13 protein-coding genes and 2 tRNA genes are annotated in these 18621 nt (G+C 53.5%); 8 read left to right on the plus strand and 7 right to left on the minus strand.

What is annotated here, in order from left to right:
- Positions 1-161: 161 nt before the first annotated feature.
- Positions 162-1193, plus strand: coding sequence for an SDR family NAD(P)-dependent oxidoreductase (locus tag AC0L6S_RS05480; RefSeq protein ID WP_473427420.1), 1032 nt, complete (start codon positions 162-164; stop codon positions 1191-1193).
- A 29-nt stretch (positions 1194-1222) separates the two neighbouring features.
- Here the strand turns inward: AC0L6S_RS05480 and AC0L6S_RS05485 are convergent, their stop codons facing one another.
- On the minus strand, positions 1223-2119 hold the full coding sequence (locus AC0L6S_RS05485) for a TauD/TfdA dioxygenase family protein (RefSeq protein ID WP_473427421.1): 897 nt from the start codon (positions 2117-2119) through the stop codon (positions 1223-1225).
- Between the two features lie 103 nt (positions 2120-2222).
- Positions 2223-4232 carry a hypothetical protein gene (locus AC0L6S_RS05490; protein WP_473427422.1) on the minus strand — a complete coding sequence of 670 codons (2010 nt, stop codon included), beginning with the start codon at positions 4230-4232 and terminating at the stop codon, positions 2223-2225.
- A 557-nt stretch (positions 4233-4789) separates the two neighbouring features.
- Between AC0L6S_RS05490 and AC0L6S_RS05495 the strand changes: the two genes are divergently transcribed.
- The 4 genes from AC0L6S_RS05495 to katG all read left to right on the plus strand — a co-directional run bounded on the left by AC0L6S_RS05495 (position 4790) and on the right by katG (position 10932).
- The gene (locus AC0L6S_RS05495) at positions 4790-5980 is read left to right on the plus strand and encodes an outer membrane protein assembly factor BamB family protein (protein WP_473427423.1); all 1191 of its coding nucleotides are present in this window, start codon (positions 4790-4792) and stop codon (positions 5978-5980) included.
- 150 nt (positions 5981-6130) lie between these two features.
- Positions 6131-7039 carry an alpha/beta hydrolase gene (locus tag AC0L6S_RS05500; protein ID WP_473427424.1) on the plus strand — a complete coding sequence of 303 codons (909 nt, stop codon included), beginning with the start codon at positions 6131-6133 and terminating at the stop codon, positions 7037-7039.
- A gap of 60 nt (positions 7040-7099) precedes the next feature.
- The gene (locus AC0L6S_RS05505) at positions 7100-8227 is read left to right on the plus strand and encodes an endonuclease/exonuclease/phosphatase family protein (RefSeq protein WP_473427425.1); all 1128 of its coding nucleotides are present in this window, start codon (positions 7100-7102) and stop codon (positions 8225-8227) included.
- Between the two features lie 422 nt (positions 8228-8649).
- Positions 8650-10932, plus strand: coding sequence for a catalase/peroxidase HPI (katG, locus tag AC0L6S_RS05510; protein WP_473427426.1), 2283 nt, complete (start codon positions 8650-8652; stop codon positions 10930-10932).
- Between the two features lie 162 nt (positions 10933-11094).
- Here katG and AC0L6S_RS05515 read toward each other — a convergent pair whose 3' ends face one another.
- Both AC0L6S_RS05515 and AC0L6S_RS05520 read right to left on the minus strand, forming a co-directional pair.
- Positions 11095-12141, minus strand: a complete 1047-nt coding sequence (locus tag AC0L6S_RS05515; protein WP_473427427.1) for a phosphotransferase family protein — start codon at positions 12139-12141, stop codon at positions 11095-11097.
- Positions 12142-12166: 25 nt separating this feature from the next.
- The gene (locus AC0L6S_RS05520) at positions 12167-13324 is read right to left on the minus strand and encodes an Rv3169 family protein (protein ID WP_473427428.1); all 1158 of its coding nucleotides are present in this window, start codon (positions 13322-13324) and stop codon (positions 12167-12169) included.
- Positions 13325-13592: 268 nt separating this feature from the next.
- On the opposite strand from AC0L6S_RS05520, the gene AC0L6S_RS05525 reads away from it, so the two are divergent.
- The 3 genes from AC0L6S_RS05525 (at position 13593) to AC0L6S_RS05535 (ending at position 17214) form a co-directional block, all read left to right on the plus strand.
- On the plus strand, positions 13593-14237 hold the full coding sequence (locus AC0L6S_RS05525; protein WP_473427429.1) for a TetR/AcrR family transcriptional regulator: 645 nt from the start codon (positions 13593-13595) through the stop codon (positions 14235-14237).
- A gap of 265 nt (positions 14238-14502) precedes the next feature.
- Positions 14503-15354, plus strand: a complete 852-nt coding sequence (locus AC0L6S_RS05530; RefSeq protein ID WP_473427430.1) for a hypothetical protein — start codon at positions 14503-14505, stop codon at positions 15352-15354.
- 222 nt (positions 15355-15576) lie between these two features.
- Entirely contained in the window at positions 15577-17214 is a 1638-nt protein-coding gene (locus AC0L6S_RS05535) for a serine hydrolase (RefSeq protein ID WP_473427431.1), read from the plus strand.
- A 137-nt stretch (positions 17215-17351) separates the two neighbouring features.
- Here the strand turns inward: AC0L6S_RS05535 and AC0L6S_RS05540 are convergent.
- The 3 genes from AC0L6S_RS05540 to pgsA form a co-directional block, all read right to left on the minus strand.
- Positions 17352-17425 (minus strand) — tRNA-Cys (locus AC0L6S_RS05540).
- A 12-nt stretch (positions 17426-17437) separates the two neighbouring features.
- A tRNA-Gly gene (locus AC0L6S_RS05545) sits at positions 17438-17513 on the minus strand.
- Between the two features lie 335 nt (positions 17514-17848).
- A complete protein-coding gene (pgsA, locus tag AC0L6S_RS05550) occupies positions 17849-18415 on the minus strand; it encodes a CDP-diacylglycerol--glycerol-3-phosphate 3-phosphatidyltransferase (RefSeq protein WP_473428549.1) in 567 nt (188 codons plus the stop codon).
- Positions 18416-18621 lie beyond the last annotated feature (206 nt).

The following is an 18621-nucleotide window of genomic DNA, read 5'->3' on the forward strand; positions in this document are numbered from 1 at the left end:
AGGTATGGTATGGAAAGTCTGGTAAGTAATGGCCGAGCGAATGAGAATACCTGACAAACCCGGTAACCGGAAGCGCACTGAGTCGCGGTACCCAGCGCTCGCGGTTTGTGGGACACTGCAGCCCTGACAACCGATATCGAACGAAATCGCTGGAGGCAGCCATGGCCCTGAACCGCAGACAATTTCTCCAGACCTCCACCGTGACATTGGCCTCTGCGTCTCTGGTGGCCTGCAGCGGTGAAGAACCGGTAGAGATCGACACAAGCCTCCCCGTCGGGCCGTTTAACGCCTACTCCACCGCAGAAGAAGTCACTCGTGGCATAGACCTTAGTGGCAAGACAGCTCTCGTCACCGGCTGCAATTCCGGCATAGGCTACGAATCGATGCGTGTATTGGCACTGCGCGGCGCCCATGTGTTTGGTACCGGCCGCACATTGGAGAAAGCACAAAAAGCCTGTGACAGCGTGCCGGGCAAAACCACCCCGTTGGTACTTGAATTATCCGATTTCGATTCCTGCGTTGCCTGTGCGCAAACCGTTGCCGCGCAGACCGACTCTCTGGACATCCTCATGCCCAACGCCGGTATCGGTAGCTTCAGCGACTTTGAGTTGATCAATGGTATCGAGAAGATCTTCGTGGTGAACTACCTCGGTCACGTGGTGCTCACGATGAACCTGTTACCACTGGTGCAGGCTGCCCAGCACGGTCGTATAGTGCACGTCGGCAGCCAGATGGGATACAAGAGCGCTCCAGAGGGCGGCATAGATTTTGGCAATTTGCGCGGCGAGGCCGAGTTCGATGCCTTTGCAGCCTATGGGCGCTCCAAACTGGCCAATGCGCTCTTTTCTCTGAAACTCTCCAAAATGCTCGATGCGGGCAAAACCACCTCAAATGTCGTGCACCCCGGCTTTGTCGATTCAAATATTGGGCGCAACGCTGATGGCATAGTCGGGTTTCTCTACAATACCGTGGCCGACCTGATCAAAAAAGATGTGGCAGAAGGCGCTGCCACACAGGTTTATGTTGCGACGAACCCGCTGCTGGATGGGGTCAGCGGAGCGTACTTCGAAGACTGTAATCCAGTGCGGATCAATGTTCCGAATCACGTATTCGATATGGCACTGGCCAACCGACTATGGCGTGAAACACAGGAGATGGTGGGCAGTTATTACAGTGTTCCTGTGCAGGCCTGAGACACCGCTCTCCCGCGCTTGTCCACTGTCTAGACCGGCCGGTCACCGATAATCGTAACGCGATCCATCTGCCTACGCTGCGGCCAGTAATCATTGGCGGCGTAGTGCTGCACCACCCGGTTGTCCCAGAACGCGATACTATTCTCGCGCCAACGGAAGCGACACTGATATTCGGGAACGCGCGCTTCGAGGAACAGGCGACCCAACAATTCATCACTTTCAGCACGATCCATACCGACAATGTGGCTGGTGAATACGCCGTTCGCGTACAGGGCTTTCTCACCGGTATCAGGGCTGGTGCGCACCAGCGGGTGATCGACAGCGGGAAATTTCTTCTGCTGTTCTGCCAGTTCTTCCGGGCTGAGCATCATGCCGAAGCTCTGCGTGAAATCATTGACAGCACGCTTGCCTGTTATCAGCTGCCTGGTTTCCTCGTCCAGGCATTCATAGGCAGCAACCATATCGGCAAACAACGTGTCACCGCCAACCTCCGGTACGATCCGTGCACGCAATATCGATCCCAGCGAGGGAATCTCACGCCAGCTGACATCGCTGTGCCATAGATTTTCTACCCCCACCATCTTCTCGTCCTTGTCAAAACGCACAACCTCTCTATCCGGTGCGTCCGAAGGAATGAAAGGATGTTCCTCTAACTCACCGAAGCGCTGGGCAAAGGCCATTTGTTGCTCTGATGAAATATCCTGATCGCGAAAGAAGATGACACGGTAGGCCAGCAACGCTGCACGAATCTCATCGTACGTTTCGGCATCGAGCGGATAGCGCAGATCGACGCCGCTTATCTCAGCTCCAATACAGGGACTGATACGTTCCGCCGCGATGCGCCTCCACTGCAACTGACTGAGTTTCTCGTGCCGCTCTTTGAGGTAGGGGCGCGGACCCGGCGTGATATTGTGTTGAAGCTTCATGTACTCGCTCTCCTGCACCCGTCCGGCACGTATGCGACGCCCGTCGGAATATTATTATGAACTCAGGCAGATCATACACCAGCGCACGGCTTGCGCCAGTGCGTCACATGACTTTCAGCACATCAATATTCAAGTAAGTATCATTTTTCATCGGGCCGGCGAACTGCGGGGTTACGCTGGTGTTATCCGGCGGGTTGCCGTCCTTGTCAAACTTGTCCCCGGGCTTCCATTTTTTCTCATCATACGCCCAGCCGTAGGCATCGCAGCGTCCCTTCTTGTTGTTCTGCAGATAGTTGAGCCAGCCCTTGCCAACGGTGTTGGTTGCCCACCATATATGGTAAGCCTCCTTGGGCGCGGCAAGGCCGCTGGCTGCTGCACACATTTGCAAGCCATCCGGTGAGCCCGCGTTCGTCCAGATGGTGGCGTAGTTCGAAGACACCTTTTCTGTATCGAACGACGTGTTGCCAACCACCCAGCTGGGCCGATCACCAGCCGTTATCTGAGAGGGATAGTGTTTTGGGTTCGGGCAGGTTCTGGCGCCGGCTACCTCCATTATATGGGGGCATCCGTCGTTATTGTCTTTGTATGGCGCGATATTAGTCATCAGCCTTCTGGGCATACTTACACCCGTACCACAGTCCGGGTTACTACAGCCGGGGCCGGCCCATGTCATCGTGGCATTTGAATTGAGCCCATCGACAGCGCTGATGTCGGCCCACAGCGTCTGTTGTGCGTAGTCCAGATTATATTCGAACAAATTTACCTGCATCGGCGCGGGCATGTCCACACCGGGTCGGGTGACCCAGCCTGTGACCCCGGCAGTCTGCACCGTGCCGCCGGTGCTGTAGTACCACTGCGGATTATTGTCTGCTCCCAGTGGCGGTACAATGCGCAGAGTCTGACCCCTGTCCAGATGAATCCGGTTGGTCACCTCTATTTCCCGGGTTCGTTTCGTTTTCTTATCGTGCAGATAGAAACGCGTCCCGGATTTCTTGAACGACTCTTTCAAATTCTTCCAATCACTTGTGTAGTGATCGGGCACCGCGCCAACGACGCAGTTCACAGCTTCGGTTTTGGAACACGGCGGCTGTGCGCCATTGAGCCAGACGGTGATGGAGTCAGCCGTGTTATTCCGGTACTGAATCGAAAAGTGGTTCTCTGCAGCGGTCGGGAAAGCGTGCTCCACTGCACCGTCTATTGCCAGTGTTGGATGGTTAACCGACATGCCCGCCCCTATTGGGGTGGTCCCGTGGAGCGATCTGGCCGTGAATTGCATTACGTCGCGGTCGCTATCATAGACGGGGTTCGTTAGCTCCAGCACTTGTACGCCGGCCTCGGCGTTCCTCGGTGCGCTGTAGGATAGGCTGGCGCTGGGTCGGCTGCCCTCGTCTCCGGCCTCCCAACGACTGATCAGATCATCTGAGGTCATGGGCAGAGAATTGCGATGTGGCGCGGCAGCGGTGGCAAAAATAGCATCGTTAAGCCCGTTTATTGTCAGCACATATTCGTCGGCGTTGCCCGTCTCATCCAGAACGGCGGACTCTCCATTTAAAATAGTGGACCACTGTGCGGAATGAAGATCCTGCGCATTTTTGGTGATGATGATTTTCACATTCTCTAAGTCCTCACCTTCGACGGGGCGTACGCCCTCGAGGTAGTTGACCGAGAATTTGAGCAGGCCAGTGGATTCGTCGTAGGTCGGATTGCTGAGAACGCAGGACAGGTCATGGAACTCCCCTCCCAAAGAATATTGAACAATGGCATTGGGACCGATTGTTGCATACTCTGTGGGCCAGATACTGTTTACAAGGTTGCTTACCGGGTCAGAGCCCGCTTCCAACACACCCTGGTTGGTAAAAAACAGTGGCTCACTCACCTCACTCAGGGTGAGTTCAAAAGCGTTGTCATCCCCACTTTCAGCAGCGGCAACAAAGCTGCCCTCCTGCGCCGTCAGTTCATAGTTCCTGAGCGACTGAGGTCCCTTTGTCTGTTGAAATTCTTCAGTAAAAGCCGGGTTGTTGTTCCCTCCCCCGCTACAGCCGGCAAGGCAGCCCAGCATAAAAAGCCCGGCGATCCTGGAGGTATTATTGAACCGACGCATTGTAGATTTCACAGTTTGCCCCTCTCATATATTGTTAGTGCGCGCTGGCGAGATGACTGCATGGTATGCAATTTCCCAAAGTGCTCAAACGGGAAACCCGGGTTTTTGCTGGTTAGTCGGCAATTCGGCGCGGATATCTCTACTTTTTTCGAAAAATGCGCTTTACAGAGTACGCAGGGTTCTCTCGTCCGGCGATAGAACAGTCAGGCAACCATGTGGAAACAGCCGCTGTGATAGCTAGAACCTATTGTCCTGGCATTAGAGGCGTTTTCTGTAGTGACATCTGAAGTTGATTTCACTGGAAGTCGGACTGAAATCGCTCTACGATCAACCGGTAGACCATTTGTGACAACGCAAAAGTGTTTGGCAGTTGCTCTGCCATTCAGTTCCTGGCACCGAGTCCTGGGAAGAGGGATACTGCATTGAACAGCGTTTCCAGAAGCCTGCCTCTGCTGCTACTTGTCGTAGTATTTTCCTCGACTGCCCAGGAAGGTTCAATTAAGTGGACTTTTGCTACCGGCTCACCCGTCTATTGGTCTCCGACTATTGGCGTAGACGGGACTATCCATGTGGGATCCAACAAACTGCATGCTCTGACACCCCAGGGTACGCCTGTGTGGCACTTTGCCCCCGGGCACCCTATGACGTTCTCTCCCGCAGTATCGCCGCAGGGCACTATCTATATAGGCCAGGGTGATGTTTATGCGGTGAGTTCAACAGGCAAGCTGCAATGGGTATATCGCATAGCTGATTCGGTACATGTGGAGCCCGCGCTGGCCGCCGACGGCACAGTGTATATCGGGGCTGATGCGCTGTATGCGATCAACCCCAACGGCACGTTAAAATGGCGCAAGGCCGTGGAAACCCGCTTCAATTCCGCCGCGACAGTAGCGGCCGATGGCAAGATCTATATTGGAGCGGGGTTTAATCTATTCGCTTTTGACAGCAGTGGCACTGAGATTTGGCGCACCGCGGTCGACAGCCTTATCGAAGCGCCGCCAACCATCGCCGCTGACGGATCAATCTACGTCACCACTTCCATTTATCAGGGCAGAAGAATCTACGCCTTCCACCCCAGCGGACAGTACCTGTGGCACTATGACACTGCCGGCTGGGTAACAGCTGCCGTCAGCGTGGCCGCAGACGGTACGCTCTACGTAGGATCCTGGGACGGGAACCTCTATGCATTGAACCCTGATGGTTCAGAAAAATGGCGATTTAAAACAGCCGGAATAATCATGTCGACAGCAGCTATTGATGCCAATGGCACCATCTATGTGGGCTCCGCTGATACCTACCTGTATGCCATCAACCCTGACGGCAGCGAGAGATGGCGGGTGCAGACCGGAGGTGCGGTACATTCCTCGCCTGTCTTTGACCTCTCGGGGACACTGTATTTTGGTTCTGCCGATGGTGCGCTCTACGCTGTCGAAACGAATAGTGTTCTCGCCGACACGCCATCACCGATGTTTCGGCGCAACGCTAAACATACTGGTAGAGGCAGTGATTTCAGCAATGTTGGCATTGTTAAAGGCAGAGTAAGCGACTTGACCGGAACGCCGCTGCCATTGGCGCTGGTTATCAGTCTTCGACCAGGCAGTTTTAATGCGGCCCTCAGCGATAGTAACGGCTTGTTCGAATTTCGGGATGAAAACAGCGGCGAAGCTCAGATCATCACGTTTAAATCAGGTTTTTCTGCTGTCTACCAGACGGTGACGATAAGAGCCGGGGCTATCACCATTAGCGATGTTCAGATGTAGTTATTGCCCCCGACCTCCGCCCGCTACTGTGTTGGCCGCACGCTCGTATCATACCCACTTGCAGAATCTGGATTTTGAGATAGGTTTAATAACATCTGGTTTATAGCCGAGCGCCAGCGACTGGCAGTGTCACGATGGAGGTATACGAACATGGCAGTTCGAAAAAAGTGGTCAGCCTACTACGACGAGTTTGGGACGTATTTCAGTCCTCGAAAAATTCGTCCCGGGTGTGAACCCGTGATGCGTGCGAGAAGCGACGCACAGGGTTCCATCGTCCTGGTTCACGGCTTGAGTGACTCACCGCGATATATGTGGGATCTGGAAGAGTTTTTCTATTCTGAGTTACGCTACAACACCTTCCTGCCCCTACTCCATTGTCACGGCCTGAAAAACCCGGCCGGAATGGAGGACGTTGAACTCGAAGAATGGAAGCGCAACGTCGCCTTCGCCGTCGACTGTGCGCATAAGAAAACACCGCATAAAGTGTCGATAGGTGGCCTCTCTACGGGCGGTGCGCTCAGCTATCACGCAGCGTGTACTTCACCCAAGGTAACTGGCGATCTGTATCTTTTTTCCGCAGCATTGGAACTGCTGGCCTGGCGCTCGGGTTTGCTGGGTAAAGTTGTTCCCTACCTGTTGTCCTCGCGCGGCCTCAACGACTTTCTGGATGCCCGCGATAGAGATAAGCCCCTTGTTGGCGATAACCCATTCAAGTATGACTATGTCGATAAAGACGGTGCGCGGGAACTGGCTCGGCTGATCAAGGAATTGAAGGTGATCACGTCCGGCTTCAGTCGTACGGCGCCATTCCCCAAGCGCGTGTTTGCCGCGCATTCCCACTGTGATGACACGGCCAGTATCGATGGCGTAAAGAACTTGCAGAAGCGGTGTATTGCCGGCCGGTTTAACTCATTCTATATCCCGGCGAGATATGAAGTCTCCCATGGAGGCTTACCACTGAAATCCAACATACAGGGTTTTAGCGGCGAAGTGTGCACCTACGGGAATCAGCGCTACGAGGCAATGACCCGAAAAATTGCACAATTCCTCGAGGAATAGACGGTCACCTACCTTTGAACTAACCCAACACCTTTCAATAGTTAGCAATGGATCAGGACTATGCCTACGTATAACGATCTTCGGCCCAACGACGACCTTGATAAGAAAGGTTACGAACTGGTCTTTCCCGAGCTACGAGAGCAGACTGAGACAAAAATACGAATCATCGCAAAGCTTTTGGCGCTGAAGAATGGCTTGGAAAAAGAAGTAGCAATGCGCCGCGCCGAAGAAAACCTGATCATTGCCAGCTGGAATATCAAGGAGTTTGGCCACACCACGCAACGCCAGCCCGAGGCCTTTTTCTATATGGCCGAAATCCTGTCCCGTTTTGATCTTATCGCTGTTCAGGAAATCAAGTCGGGGCTGCAGGATCTTCACATCCTCCTTCGCTTACTGGGTGATGACTGGGGGTATATGGTCAACGACATTACCGAGGGCGCAGCCGGCAACTCAGAGAGGAGCTGCTATATATTCAACAAGACGCGCGTACAACTTGCCGGTTTAGCCGGAGAGCTTGTGCTCTGGGATGCCATTACAGCCGACTCAGACATGAAACAACTAAAGCGCACTCCTTACCTCACTGGGTTCACCTCGGGCTGGAAGACTTTCGCGCTACTTAACCTGCACCTGCATCCCAGCCCAGGTGACGATGATATTGCGATTCGTAAGGAGGAGGTCTCGCTACTGCTGAAAGCGCTGGAGCATAAACGCAATGGAAGTCGGCTATGGAGTGAAGACATTATAATCGTCGGTGACTTCAATTTTTACGCAGGCGAGGACAAGGACGACTCGACAGTCAGGTTGATCCATGACGCAGGCTATCGGGAAGTCGAGACTTTGGTTGGCAGAAATACCAACGCCTCCCGTACAGAAGTCTACGATCGAATGTTCCTCACCGGGGGCGAGTATTTTACGCTTGGCCAGAACCAACAGGGCCAGGAGAATGCGGGAGTATTTAACCCATTCGACTATGTTTTCAAGGACGGGGAATTCACTACTTACAGCGACACCATGCAAAGGCAGTATGGGGGCTCACGCGATATGAACGTTCCAGCGAACCTACTCGCCTACTACAAGCATCCGTGGCGCAAGAACCAGCTATCAGACCACTTCCCGATTTGGATCGAGCTTGTAACGGACTCTTCACAGGTATTTTTGGAGCGAAACCTGCAGAGTCTTTCTGGCTGATTTACGGCGTGATGTACTCCATTGCACCTTAAAATCACCTATCCAGCCCGGACGCAATTGCAAGCGCTACAATAATGAGCAAGAAGCCTGGCCCTTTGAATGCAAGCAATCTTACCTGTTGATCGCAGTCTGAGCCTTTAATTTCAAGGAGTCCGGCCCTTCGACGTATTTCTTTGGATTCACCCCGCGCCACATCGGGGCGCAGCATCGTCCCCGCGCACCAATTTTAGGCAAAACCTATCGAGTCCATTGAATTATACGATTTTCACAATCAAGGCCATGAAACTATAGTCATTTCAGAGGAATCGCCAGTCTGCAGTCAGGGCTATTCTTTTGTTTGTAACGGAGGTCTCAATACCTCAAACCAAATCTCAGTGTTCAAATTGGGCTGCAATGCGGCCAATTGCAAAGGGAGAGTCAACATGAAGCAACGCAATAATATTCTGTCTACCGCCATAGCAGGTGTTCTGGCACTGTCTATAGTCCCGGCAGCAGCCATTGGCGATACATCTACCAAGCCTGCCGGAGCATCCGGTAGCGATATCGCTGCAGACGGCCAGCCGAGGAGCAATAATTTCTGGTGGCCCGACCAACTGGAACTGGCACCTCTTCGGGACCACGATGCGCGTTCAAATCCACTCGGTGAAGACTTCGATTACACCGCTGCGTTCAATGCACTCGACCTCGATGCTGTCAAAAGTGACATCGACGCCGTGCTGACGACATCGCAGGACTGGTGGCCAGCCGACTTCGGCAACTATGGGCCGTTCTTCATTCGTATGGCATGGCATAGCGCGGGTACCTACCGCACACTGGATGGCCGTGGCGGTGCGGACGGAGGCCAGCAGCGCTTCGATCCACTGAATAGTTGGCCGGACAACGCCAGCCTCGATAAAGCGCGGAGGCTGCTGTGGCCGGTGAAACAAAAATACGGTGCCGCCCTGTCCTGGGCAGATTTGATGGTGCTTGCCGGTAACGTTTCACTGGAGAATATGGGCTTTGAAACCTATGGCTTCGCCGGTGGACGGACTGACGATTGGGAACCGGACCTCGTCTACTGGGGGCCGGAAGTGAAAATGCTCGCCAGCGACCGCACGGAAAAAAATGGCCAACTGGAGCGTCCTCTCGGGGCGACACATATGGGCCTGATCTATGTGAACCCGGAAGGCCCGATGGGCAAGCCCGACCCTGCTGGCTCTGCCAAGAACATTCGTGTGGCATTCGGCCGCATGGCGATGAACGATGAGGAAACAGTAGCGCTGATCGCAGGCGGGCATACCTTTGGCAAAATGCACGGCGCGCACAAGCCCGCTGATTGTGTCGGCCCGGAACCCGCAGCAGCCAGTATCGAAGATCAGGGACTCGGCTGGAAAAACAAATGCGGCAAGGGGCACTCAGAAGACACGGTTACCAGTGGCCTGGAGGGTGCATGGACACAGGCCCCGACACAGTGGACAACGCTGTACCTGCAAAACCTGTTGAACCTTGAGTGGGAGCAAACACGCAGCCCGGCCGGTGCCATTCAGTGGAAGCCCACTGACACGTCCATGAGCAATTCCGTTCCGGATGCGCATATAGAGGGCAAGTTCCACGCACCAGTAATGACAACGGCCGACTTGGCAATCAAGTTCGACCCGCAATACAAAGCGATAGCGGAACGCTTCCTCGCCAATCCGGACGAATACCAGCTGGCATTTGCCAAGGCGTGGTACAAGCTCACCCATCGCGACATGGGCCCGAGCAGTCGCTATCTGGGAGACGCTGTACCGGATGAGGAACTGATCTGGCAGGACCCCATTCCAGCAGTGGACTACAAACTGGTGGATGCCAGTGACATCAAAGCGCTGAAGCAGGATATCCTTGATTCCGGCTTGACCGTACCGGAGTTGGTACGCACGGCGTGGGCATCTGCTGCAACCTACCGCGACAGCGACATGCGCGGTGGTGCCAACGGCGCGCGCATAGCCCTTGAACCGCAGAAGGACTGGGCGGTAAACAATCCGCAGGAACTGGCTCGTGTGCTCGCTAAACTGCAGGAGATCCAGAGCACGTTCAACGACACCAACGCGCAGGGCAGCAAGATATCAATGGCTGACATGATCGTGCTGGGCGGCGCCGCTGCAATCGAGAAGGCTGCAAAAGCCGGCGGCGTCACTATCGAGGTACCTTTCACACCCGGTCGAACCGATGCAAGCCAAGCCCAAACTGATGTCGCCTCGTTTGCATTGCTTGAACCAACGGCTGATGCTTTCCGCAACTACTTTGATGTGGAGCAGAGCTATCGTTCACCGACCGAGATGTTGGTCGACAAGGCCGATCAACTCGACCTGTCGGTACCTGAGATGACTGTACTCATCGGAGGTATGCGCTCTCTCGATGCCAACGCTGGCGGATCGGACCACGGTGTCCTCACAGACAAGCCGGGCACTTTGACCAACGATTTCTTTGTCAATTTGCTGGATATGTCCACGCGCTGGCAGAAGGCAGATGAGGTAGGCGTGTTCGAAGGGCTCAATCGCGACACGGGCGAAGTGGAGTACACCGCGACATCAGTTGATCTGATCTTCGGTTCGAACTCCGAACTGCGCGCGATTGCCGAGGTGTATGCCTACAACGATTCACAGCAGCGCTTCGTCGATGACTTTGTCAAAGCTTGGACGAAAGTGATGCAACTGGATCGCTTCGATCTGCTTAGCAAAGGCTAGCAGACTTGTCCCACGGTTGCGGGAGTTAGCGCTGCCGCAACCGCCCTTCCCTTTCTCCGCTTCCAAAGCAGGGAATCAGAGTGCTCAAAGACGTGACTTGCCTCATAATGAAGTACTACCTGCAGCCCCTATCAGGCTGCAGCATTCCAAACTCCATTGGATTCATCTAGCACCGAGCTTCTCAAGTTGTTGCTCTACAATGGGTATGCAAAAATTATCGATCGTTCCAAGACCCGCGCTCTCCATCGCGACGAACTTTTTCTCAAGAATAATGCCGTAGCGTACCAGCGCGAATAGATCATAGTAATCGGAGTGCTCCGTGGAGAACCCCGTTAAAGCGTGCCAGCTATTATAGAGCTCAGGCAGTGAAGGCAACCCTTCCAGGCGCTCCGCGCCTAAGCCAACACTGTTTACGTAGTCGATCCAGTACCACCAACTAACTTCCTGTACCGGGTCGCCGATATTGACCATCTCCCAGTCGATTACCGCAGCGGGCTTGCAGTCCTTCCAAATGATATTTCCGACCCGTGAGTCACCCCAGCAAAAGTGACGATCGCCGTCTGGCGGAGCGTTGGCGTTCACATAGTCAACAGCAAGACTAAAGCTGGCTGGCATTCTTTTACGGATATCATCGCTAAACATGGCGTTGTATTTATCCAGCTCACACTGGGCTGGAGAGTCACTTTCACGAGACACCGGTATACCGCTGATATCGAGGCTCGCCAGGTCGATCTGGTGGATTATCGCCAGCGTCTCCAGACCGTTTTGCCACATAGTGGCGCGCTGTTCTGCGGTCAATTCGGTGACCCAGCTACCGAAAGCATAGGGCGGATTATCTGTGGGAACCTGCCCATCGACAAACCCCATAATATAGAACGGACTGCCCAACAGACTGGGATCTTCTTCCAGTCCCAGCAAGGGAGGGACCGGAACCCCGTTTTGCCCGGCCATTTGCATCATCCGGTACTGCAGTGACATATTGTGCTCCGCGAATACCTCGCTGTTGGGAGGCTCCATGCGGCAGATAAAACCCAGGTGTTCGCCACGATTTTTCGCCCGTAGAATCAGGGTGACACTGCTTTCACCACTTTCTTCCGGAAAATTCAAGTCTCCCAGTACTAGATTCTCGGCATCACCTAGATTTTCGCGCAGCCAATTTTCGAGTTTCAGGCGTATCGGCTCCAAGTCGCCCAGATCATGTTTTCCCATTCACTATTTCTCCTGACTTTTAGTGCTAGATAAATTCTGCTTCTGTGATCAGGCCATGATCTTCCCATACGCCGTTGATCACTGTCTGAATATTGCCATGGCCTACGGCATCACCGTCTGTGACTCTGACAATACAATCGCGTATCTGATGTAGCCGTTTCAGCGCCTCGATATCCGTACAGTCATCAAATCTCTCACCCTCTATATGAAGTTCCCCGCGCCATTGCCCGTGATGGTGGCCGTCGAACCCAAAGTACATACCCGCGCCAAGATGCACTCCGGTATCGGAGACGACCTCAAGATGGAGTGTTTTTTTCTCGCCGGATTTAAGAGTGAGATGAATATCCCCGCCCTGTAGACGACGGGTATCGGGGTGATAGCTCAGTTCCGAATCGATATCAACAAACTCATCCCGACTGCCATCAGCATACTCAATACCGCCTTGAATGATCTTCGGTACCCCGGGTATAGGGATATTTAGATAGAAATGGTGTATGCCATAGATACTGCCATCAGGTCGCACCAGTCGCATCGGACTCCAGTGGAAGTTCATTGGAAACTTGGTGCCGTCCAGACCCGGTTGAACATCTGTCGGCGTTTCACCCACACCATAGCGTACACCCCAAGAGTGATCTCGCGTGCAGAAAAATGTATCGGGCGTAAGTTCGTAAGTTTTCCCGTCCACTTTAATCCAGCCCGAGGCAACCCCAGATTGATGATAGCGAACCAGATCTGTATCAACGCGATAAGCACCCAACTGACGCCGAAATTCATGCTCTTCCAGAAAAGGCGGGATATCCTGGCATTCCAGCATCACATCGAAGGACATCGGCTGGACATCATTTTCGTCCAGTCTTACGCGTATGCGCTTGAAAGGTTCCACTATTTCATAATGCAATGGACCGACACTGTAGATATCCGTCTCCGGCGACAGTTGTCGGCTGGCACGCACTGTTATCTGTTCAACGCCGCGAGACACCGCGCCGTAGGAATCCATAACATTGCGGTTGATGTATTTACCAAGGCCAAAGCCCAGCGAAATACTGCCGTCTTTGGCGGCGACGCACAGGCAAATCTTTTCAGTCCAGCTGCGGTCGGATTGCTGCACCGACGCAAACGTTTCAGCAATCTGATGGTTCATGTATTCATCCATCGGAACCAGTACAGAATCGACTCTTGCCATGGTTATCCCTCATATTGTAGGTCAAATTGTACCGATCGGACGCTGCCCGCAGCATGCGGAATAGCCGCCTGGTCGGTCATTGTGGTGCGTTCTGCTGCAGTAGGAAATTAGCAAGTGTGATCATCGGCATCAACTTGGTTTTTATCCGGATATCCACACGTATCCGACTGATATTTATAGAAATATTCGGAGCGCATCGCTTAAACTTGGTTTTCGATAGGATACACTACTGCCCGTTTGCTCCACGTTCGTTCAGGTGAAAGTACTTGTGAATAGCAATAATGATGTGCCTCCGAGGCCCACTGTACCGAAGCAGGCGAGATCACACCGTACAATAGCGGCCATTGTTAGCGCCTGTTACACAATATTATTGCATGAAGGCGTAGAGTCTCTGACCACCAATAGAATAGCCGAAGTGGCGGGTGTCAATATCTCAACCCTCTATCGATGGTTTTCAAACAAAGAAGAAATCATGCATGAAGTATTTTCCATCGCTGCCGAGCAGGAGGTCGCGATTCTGGAAGCGCTTTATCACAACGAAACCATAGAGGGTGATATTTCAGTTGAGAAAGCAATCGGCTATCTCATTGACCCGTTAATTCTCAGGCAGAAAAGGTTTCTTTCAATCCACGCAATCTTTTATCAGGAGAACCAGAACGATTTCGATATCAGTAAAAGGCGCTTTTTCTCTCAGGATGTTACCTGGATGCAGGGCTATACTGAATGGCTCGAAAGCATTATCGCGCGGCATCGCCCAGACTGCTCTCCAGCACAAATACAAATGAAAGCTTTCATTGTTCCCAGGGCAATACAGGCTATCTGCATGGAGTCAGCCCGAGATGAGCCCGGCTACCTGGATGAAAAAGCCTTTCGCGCAGAGCTACTTGAGTTGGCCCTTAACTACCTTGCATAGTCTTTCGAGCGCTCCAGCGATAAAGTTGCCGGAACATTACCGCAAAGCTCCTTTCTGATAGCGCTTGGCTTCTGCATTACCACGGTAGTGACTGCAACACGAACCTACTGAAATAGGTTCAACATGGTTTTTTACTCTAGCGCAAACGAATATTCCTTATAACCTAAGCGGGCTCGCGACGATTGATTTTTATAGCTGCATTGAATTTCGCATTGGCCAATGTTGATCTAGACTAAGGTATCAGCACAGTTCTGCCGAGCCGCCCATGAGACTATCATTGCGAAAGCTGGCACTGGCCTGCCTAATGTTTCCACTGGCTGGCTGCAAGCTCACGCTTATCGCCACCTCTGGTGGTGATGTTCAATCGGCTTCCGCGACTCGCGATTGCGAGTCGGGGCATATTTGCGAATTTTCGATTGCATCGGATGACTTCGATGAAGTATTCACGGCCATCCCGCGCGCAGGCTATGTATTCACACAGTGGGCGACGGGCCCCGGATTTCTCTGTGGGGGCTCAACCAATCCCACCTGCGTTGTTTCCAATGTTGGGCTGGGTGCATTTAATGGCGTATTGGATATGATAGCCAGTGACCACATCAACCATGCCATACCATTGTTCGACTTCGTCGGCACTGATACCGACGGGGATCTTGTACAAGACCACCTCGATGAAGACGATGACAATGACGGTGTTTACGATATTGATGACCTCTACCCGTTCGATCCGACATTGACCTGCCCCGCAGCGTACGCCCTTAGAACGCCCTCCCAGGTACTGTCTTCACTGCGCAACGCAACATCTACACAAAACTGGGATGACGTGGCCTGTCATTACAGGCCCAATGCAGTTGTGCTTGATGATCAGGGAATCCTCGTAGGGCACTCGGACATTATCACCGCAACAAAAAGCCTCAGCGATCTGTTCAACGGTGTGTCTGCGTACATCGTTCAGGAGGATGTATTTGGCAACACCGCCCGAGTCCTCTACACGCTCGATGTAGGCTGGGTAGAGATCGAGGACGGCGTAAACAGCTATGTCATAGAGAACGGCGTAATCACCGCACAAACAGCCCATGGAAGCATCACCTTCAACGGGCCACCGCCCGATCAGAATTGACATCCAATTCCTGTAATCAAAAGTGATTAAAATCGCTTATGATTCTCTACCGCTATATAAACCAACAGATTTTTCGGCAAACCTGATTCCACCGCTGATCGCGTTGCACGATATTTATAGATCGCCGGATCGCGAAGCACCCATCTGCGCTCGCAATACGCGGTTTATCCGGCTTATACTTGGCCTTTCTCGTTACCAACTCAGTATACCGATGGACATTCTGTGAAGATCACCGCTTACCTTTTCCCCACACACCATTTCACGTTTAGACAGATTATGCGCTTCACCTTGGGCGCAGTCGGCCTGGGCGCACTTCTCGCTATTGCTGCCTGCAACAGCACCTCCAGAGCGGGTACATCACATAGCGACACAACGGATGCAAACCCTGAGGGTAAACCGCCCCCCCTCTTCGCTGCCTGGGAAGTTCCACCTGAGCGAATTGAGGAGGCGATCGATGCTCTGCCTGACATAGTAAATCGGGCTATGGTCGACACCGGCATCCCGGGAATGGCCGTTGCCGTGGTGCACAACGGCAATACGGTGTTCGCCGAAGGTTTTGGTACCGCTGACGTGGATACCGGCGCGCCCGTCAATGCCGACACCGCTTTTCAGCTGGCTTCACTATCAAAGTCGATAAGCGCCTCTGTCATCAGCGCAAAAGTCACCGCTGGCACTATCGCCTGGGGCGACCCCATCGTCGAACACCTGCCTGATTTCCAGCTGTCGGACCACTATGTCACCGCGCATGTCAGCTATGCCGATATGTACTCACACCGCAGTGGATTGCCCGGTCATATCGGAGACTTGCTGGAAGACCTCGGATACGACCGGGACCACATCCTCCATCAACTCAGGTACGCCCCAATAAGCGACTTCCGCGCCAAGAACGACTATACGAACTTCGGCATTACCGCAGCCGCACAGGCAGTAGCGAACGCCAGCGGAATGACCTGGGACAATCTGTCCCGCACAGAGCTTTATAAACCACTCGGAATGACCCGCACCACGTCGAGCTACCAGGAGTTTCTTACCCAGCATAACAGGGCGCTATTGCACGTTCCTACCGATAACGGCTGGCGGCCACTACACACTCGCGATCCCGATGCCCAGTCTCCCGCTGGTGGCGTGAGTTCGTCGGCGAATGATTTTGCCAAATGGATGAATTTCATCCTCGCAGGTGGTGAGCATGATGGCGAACAGCTCATCAATACCGCGACCATGGCAGAGATGCTGTCACCGCACTCCAATAAACAGGCACCCGGCGCCATCGACTTCCGCGCAGGCACCGACGATCTCGGCTTCAATGCCAGCGTCAGTTCCACCGCCCGCCAGACCTTCAATCACTCGGGAGCATTCAATATGGGCGCTGGTACGACCTATACCCTCGTGCCTGCTGAGAACCTCGGCATCGTCGTTCTCACCAATGGTTTCCCACTCGGCGCAGCCGAGGCTATCGCAGCCGAATTCCTCGACCTCGCACTGGTCGGTGGCAACACCCAACCGTGGCTGAAAATGTACAGAGAGGCATTTGTTAATGTGACGGCTATCCCCGGTGCCATCACAGAGCCCGCGCCCCTGAACCCGACCCCTGCCAAGCCACTCTCGAGCTACGCTGGCCAATGGTCGAACGATTATGTCGGGCGCGCTGGGGTGACCGTCAAAGGCGAGGCACTCATCCTTGAAATAGGACCAAACGGCGACACCTATCCTGTCACGCACTGGGATGGCGACAAGTTCTTCTGGATCGCACCGGGTGAAAACGGTGGAGAGCCCACCTTCATCACATTCGATTTGGTAGCGGACACAATGACGATTGCCTCGCTGAACCAGACTCCACCGCTGGGAGTTTTTACTCGCTGATCAGAACAAGGGGTCAGAGTACTTGAAGGGACTAGACGAAGAGACGGTCAAGATGCCCAATATCCAGAAGACATTTTGGCATGGACGCCAAAACACATCGTTGGGTAATCCAATCGTGGGGACAACAAGAGAAAAAATGGAGGCTCGGGTCGGAATCGAACCGGCGTACACGGAGTTGCAGTCCGCTGCATGACCACTCTGCCACCGAGCCTACATGGGGGATTGGAGCGGGAAACCGGGTTCGAACCGGCGACCTCAACCTTGGCAAGGTTGCGCTCTACCAACTGAGCTATTCCCGCACACAAAAACGTTTATCCACCGCCGTGGTCGCCGGAACCGACGAGGCTAGGCGCCCCCCCTCAACCTTATCAAGGTTGCGCTCTACCAACTGAGCTATTCCCGCACACAAAAGCGTTTATCCACCGCCGTGGTCGCCGGAACCGACGAGGCTAGGCGCCCCCCCTCAACCTTATCAAGGTTGCGCTCTACCAACTGAGCTATTCCCGCACACAAAAACGTTTATCCACCGCCGTGGTAGCCCGAATTGAACTGCTTATCTTCGAGTGGCGCTTATTGTATGCACCGAGTCTGTGGAGTCAAGCAGAATACAAGATATTTCGCGCAAGCATTTGAATTAGAAAGAGTTATCTTGCTCTTTAAGTACTGCCCAGGCGGCTTTAAGATAAATCATCATCGACCAGAGAGTCAGAACGGCTGCGGTATAGAGAACCACGTAACACAATATCAGCTGCCAATTGGGGTCGGAAGCGGGATTTATTGCCAGCAAACCGGTAATCGCGAGCATCTGGAACGCGGTTTTTACCTTGCCGATATAGGACACGGCGACAGATGTGCGCTGCCCCAACTCCGCCATCCACTCGCGCAGCGCTGACACGACGATTTCGCGCCCGACGATAACGCAGGCTGCCAATGTAAACAGCAGGGTATCGTGTCGCTCCACCAGCAGTACAAGGGCCACTGCGACCATCAGTTTGTCAGCCACAGGGTCGAGAAAGGCGCCGAACGCCGTCATTTGGCCGAGTTTCCGGGCCAGATAGCCGTCGACCCAATCGGTTGCAGCGGCCAGCGCAAAAATAACCGCCGCCAGTGGGAAATGGTTTTTCAGAGGCAGGTAGAAAGCCACGACCAGGACGGGAATCAGCAAAATTCTCAGAATGGTGAGTATATTGGGGATGGTAATAGGCAAAGATTCGAATCTCGTTTTGGTTGTCTCAACAGACCCTGTGGCTACGCCAGAGGCCGCGCCGCCGAGTTGGTCATTATTGCGCCTATACTACGGTATACAAGCCCCTATTGGGTGTGAGTTGTTGAATTAATGCGGATATTTTTGAACTGGGCACCCCTACCCCGCGATGAGTGCCATGTTAAACCGTCTACCCTAGAGTT

The sequence above is a fragment of the Halioglobus sp. D3-4 genome (assembly GCF_055809315.1).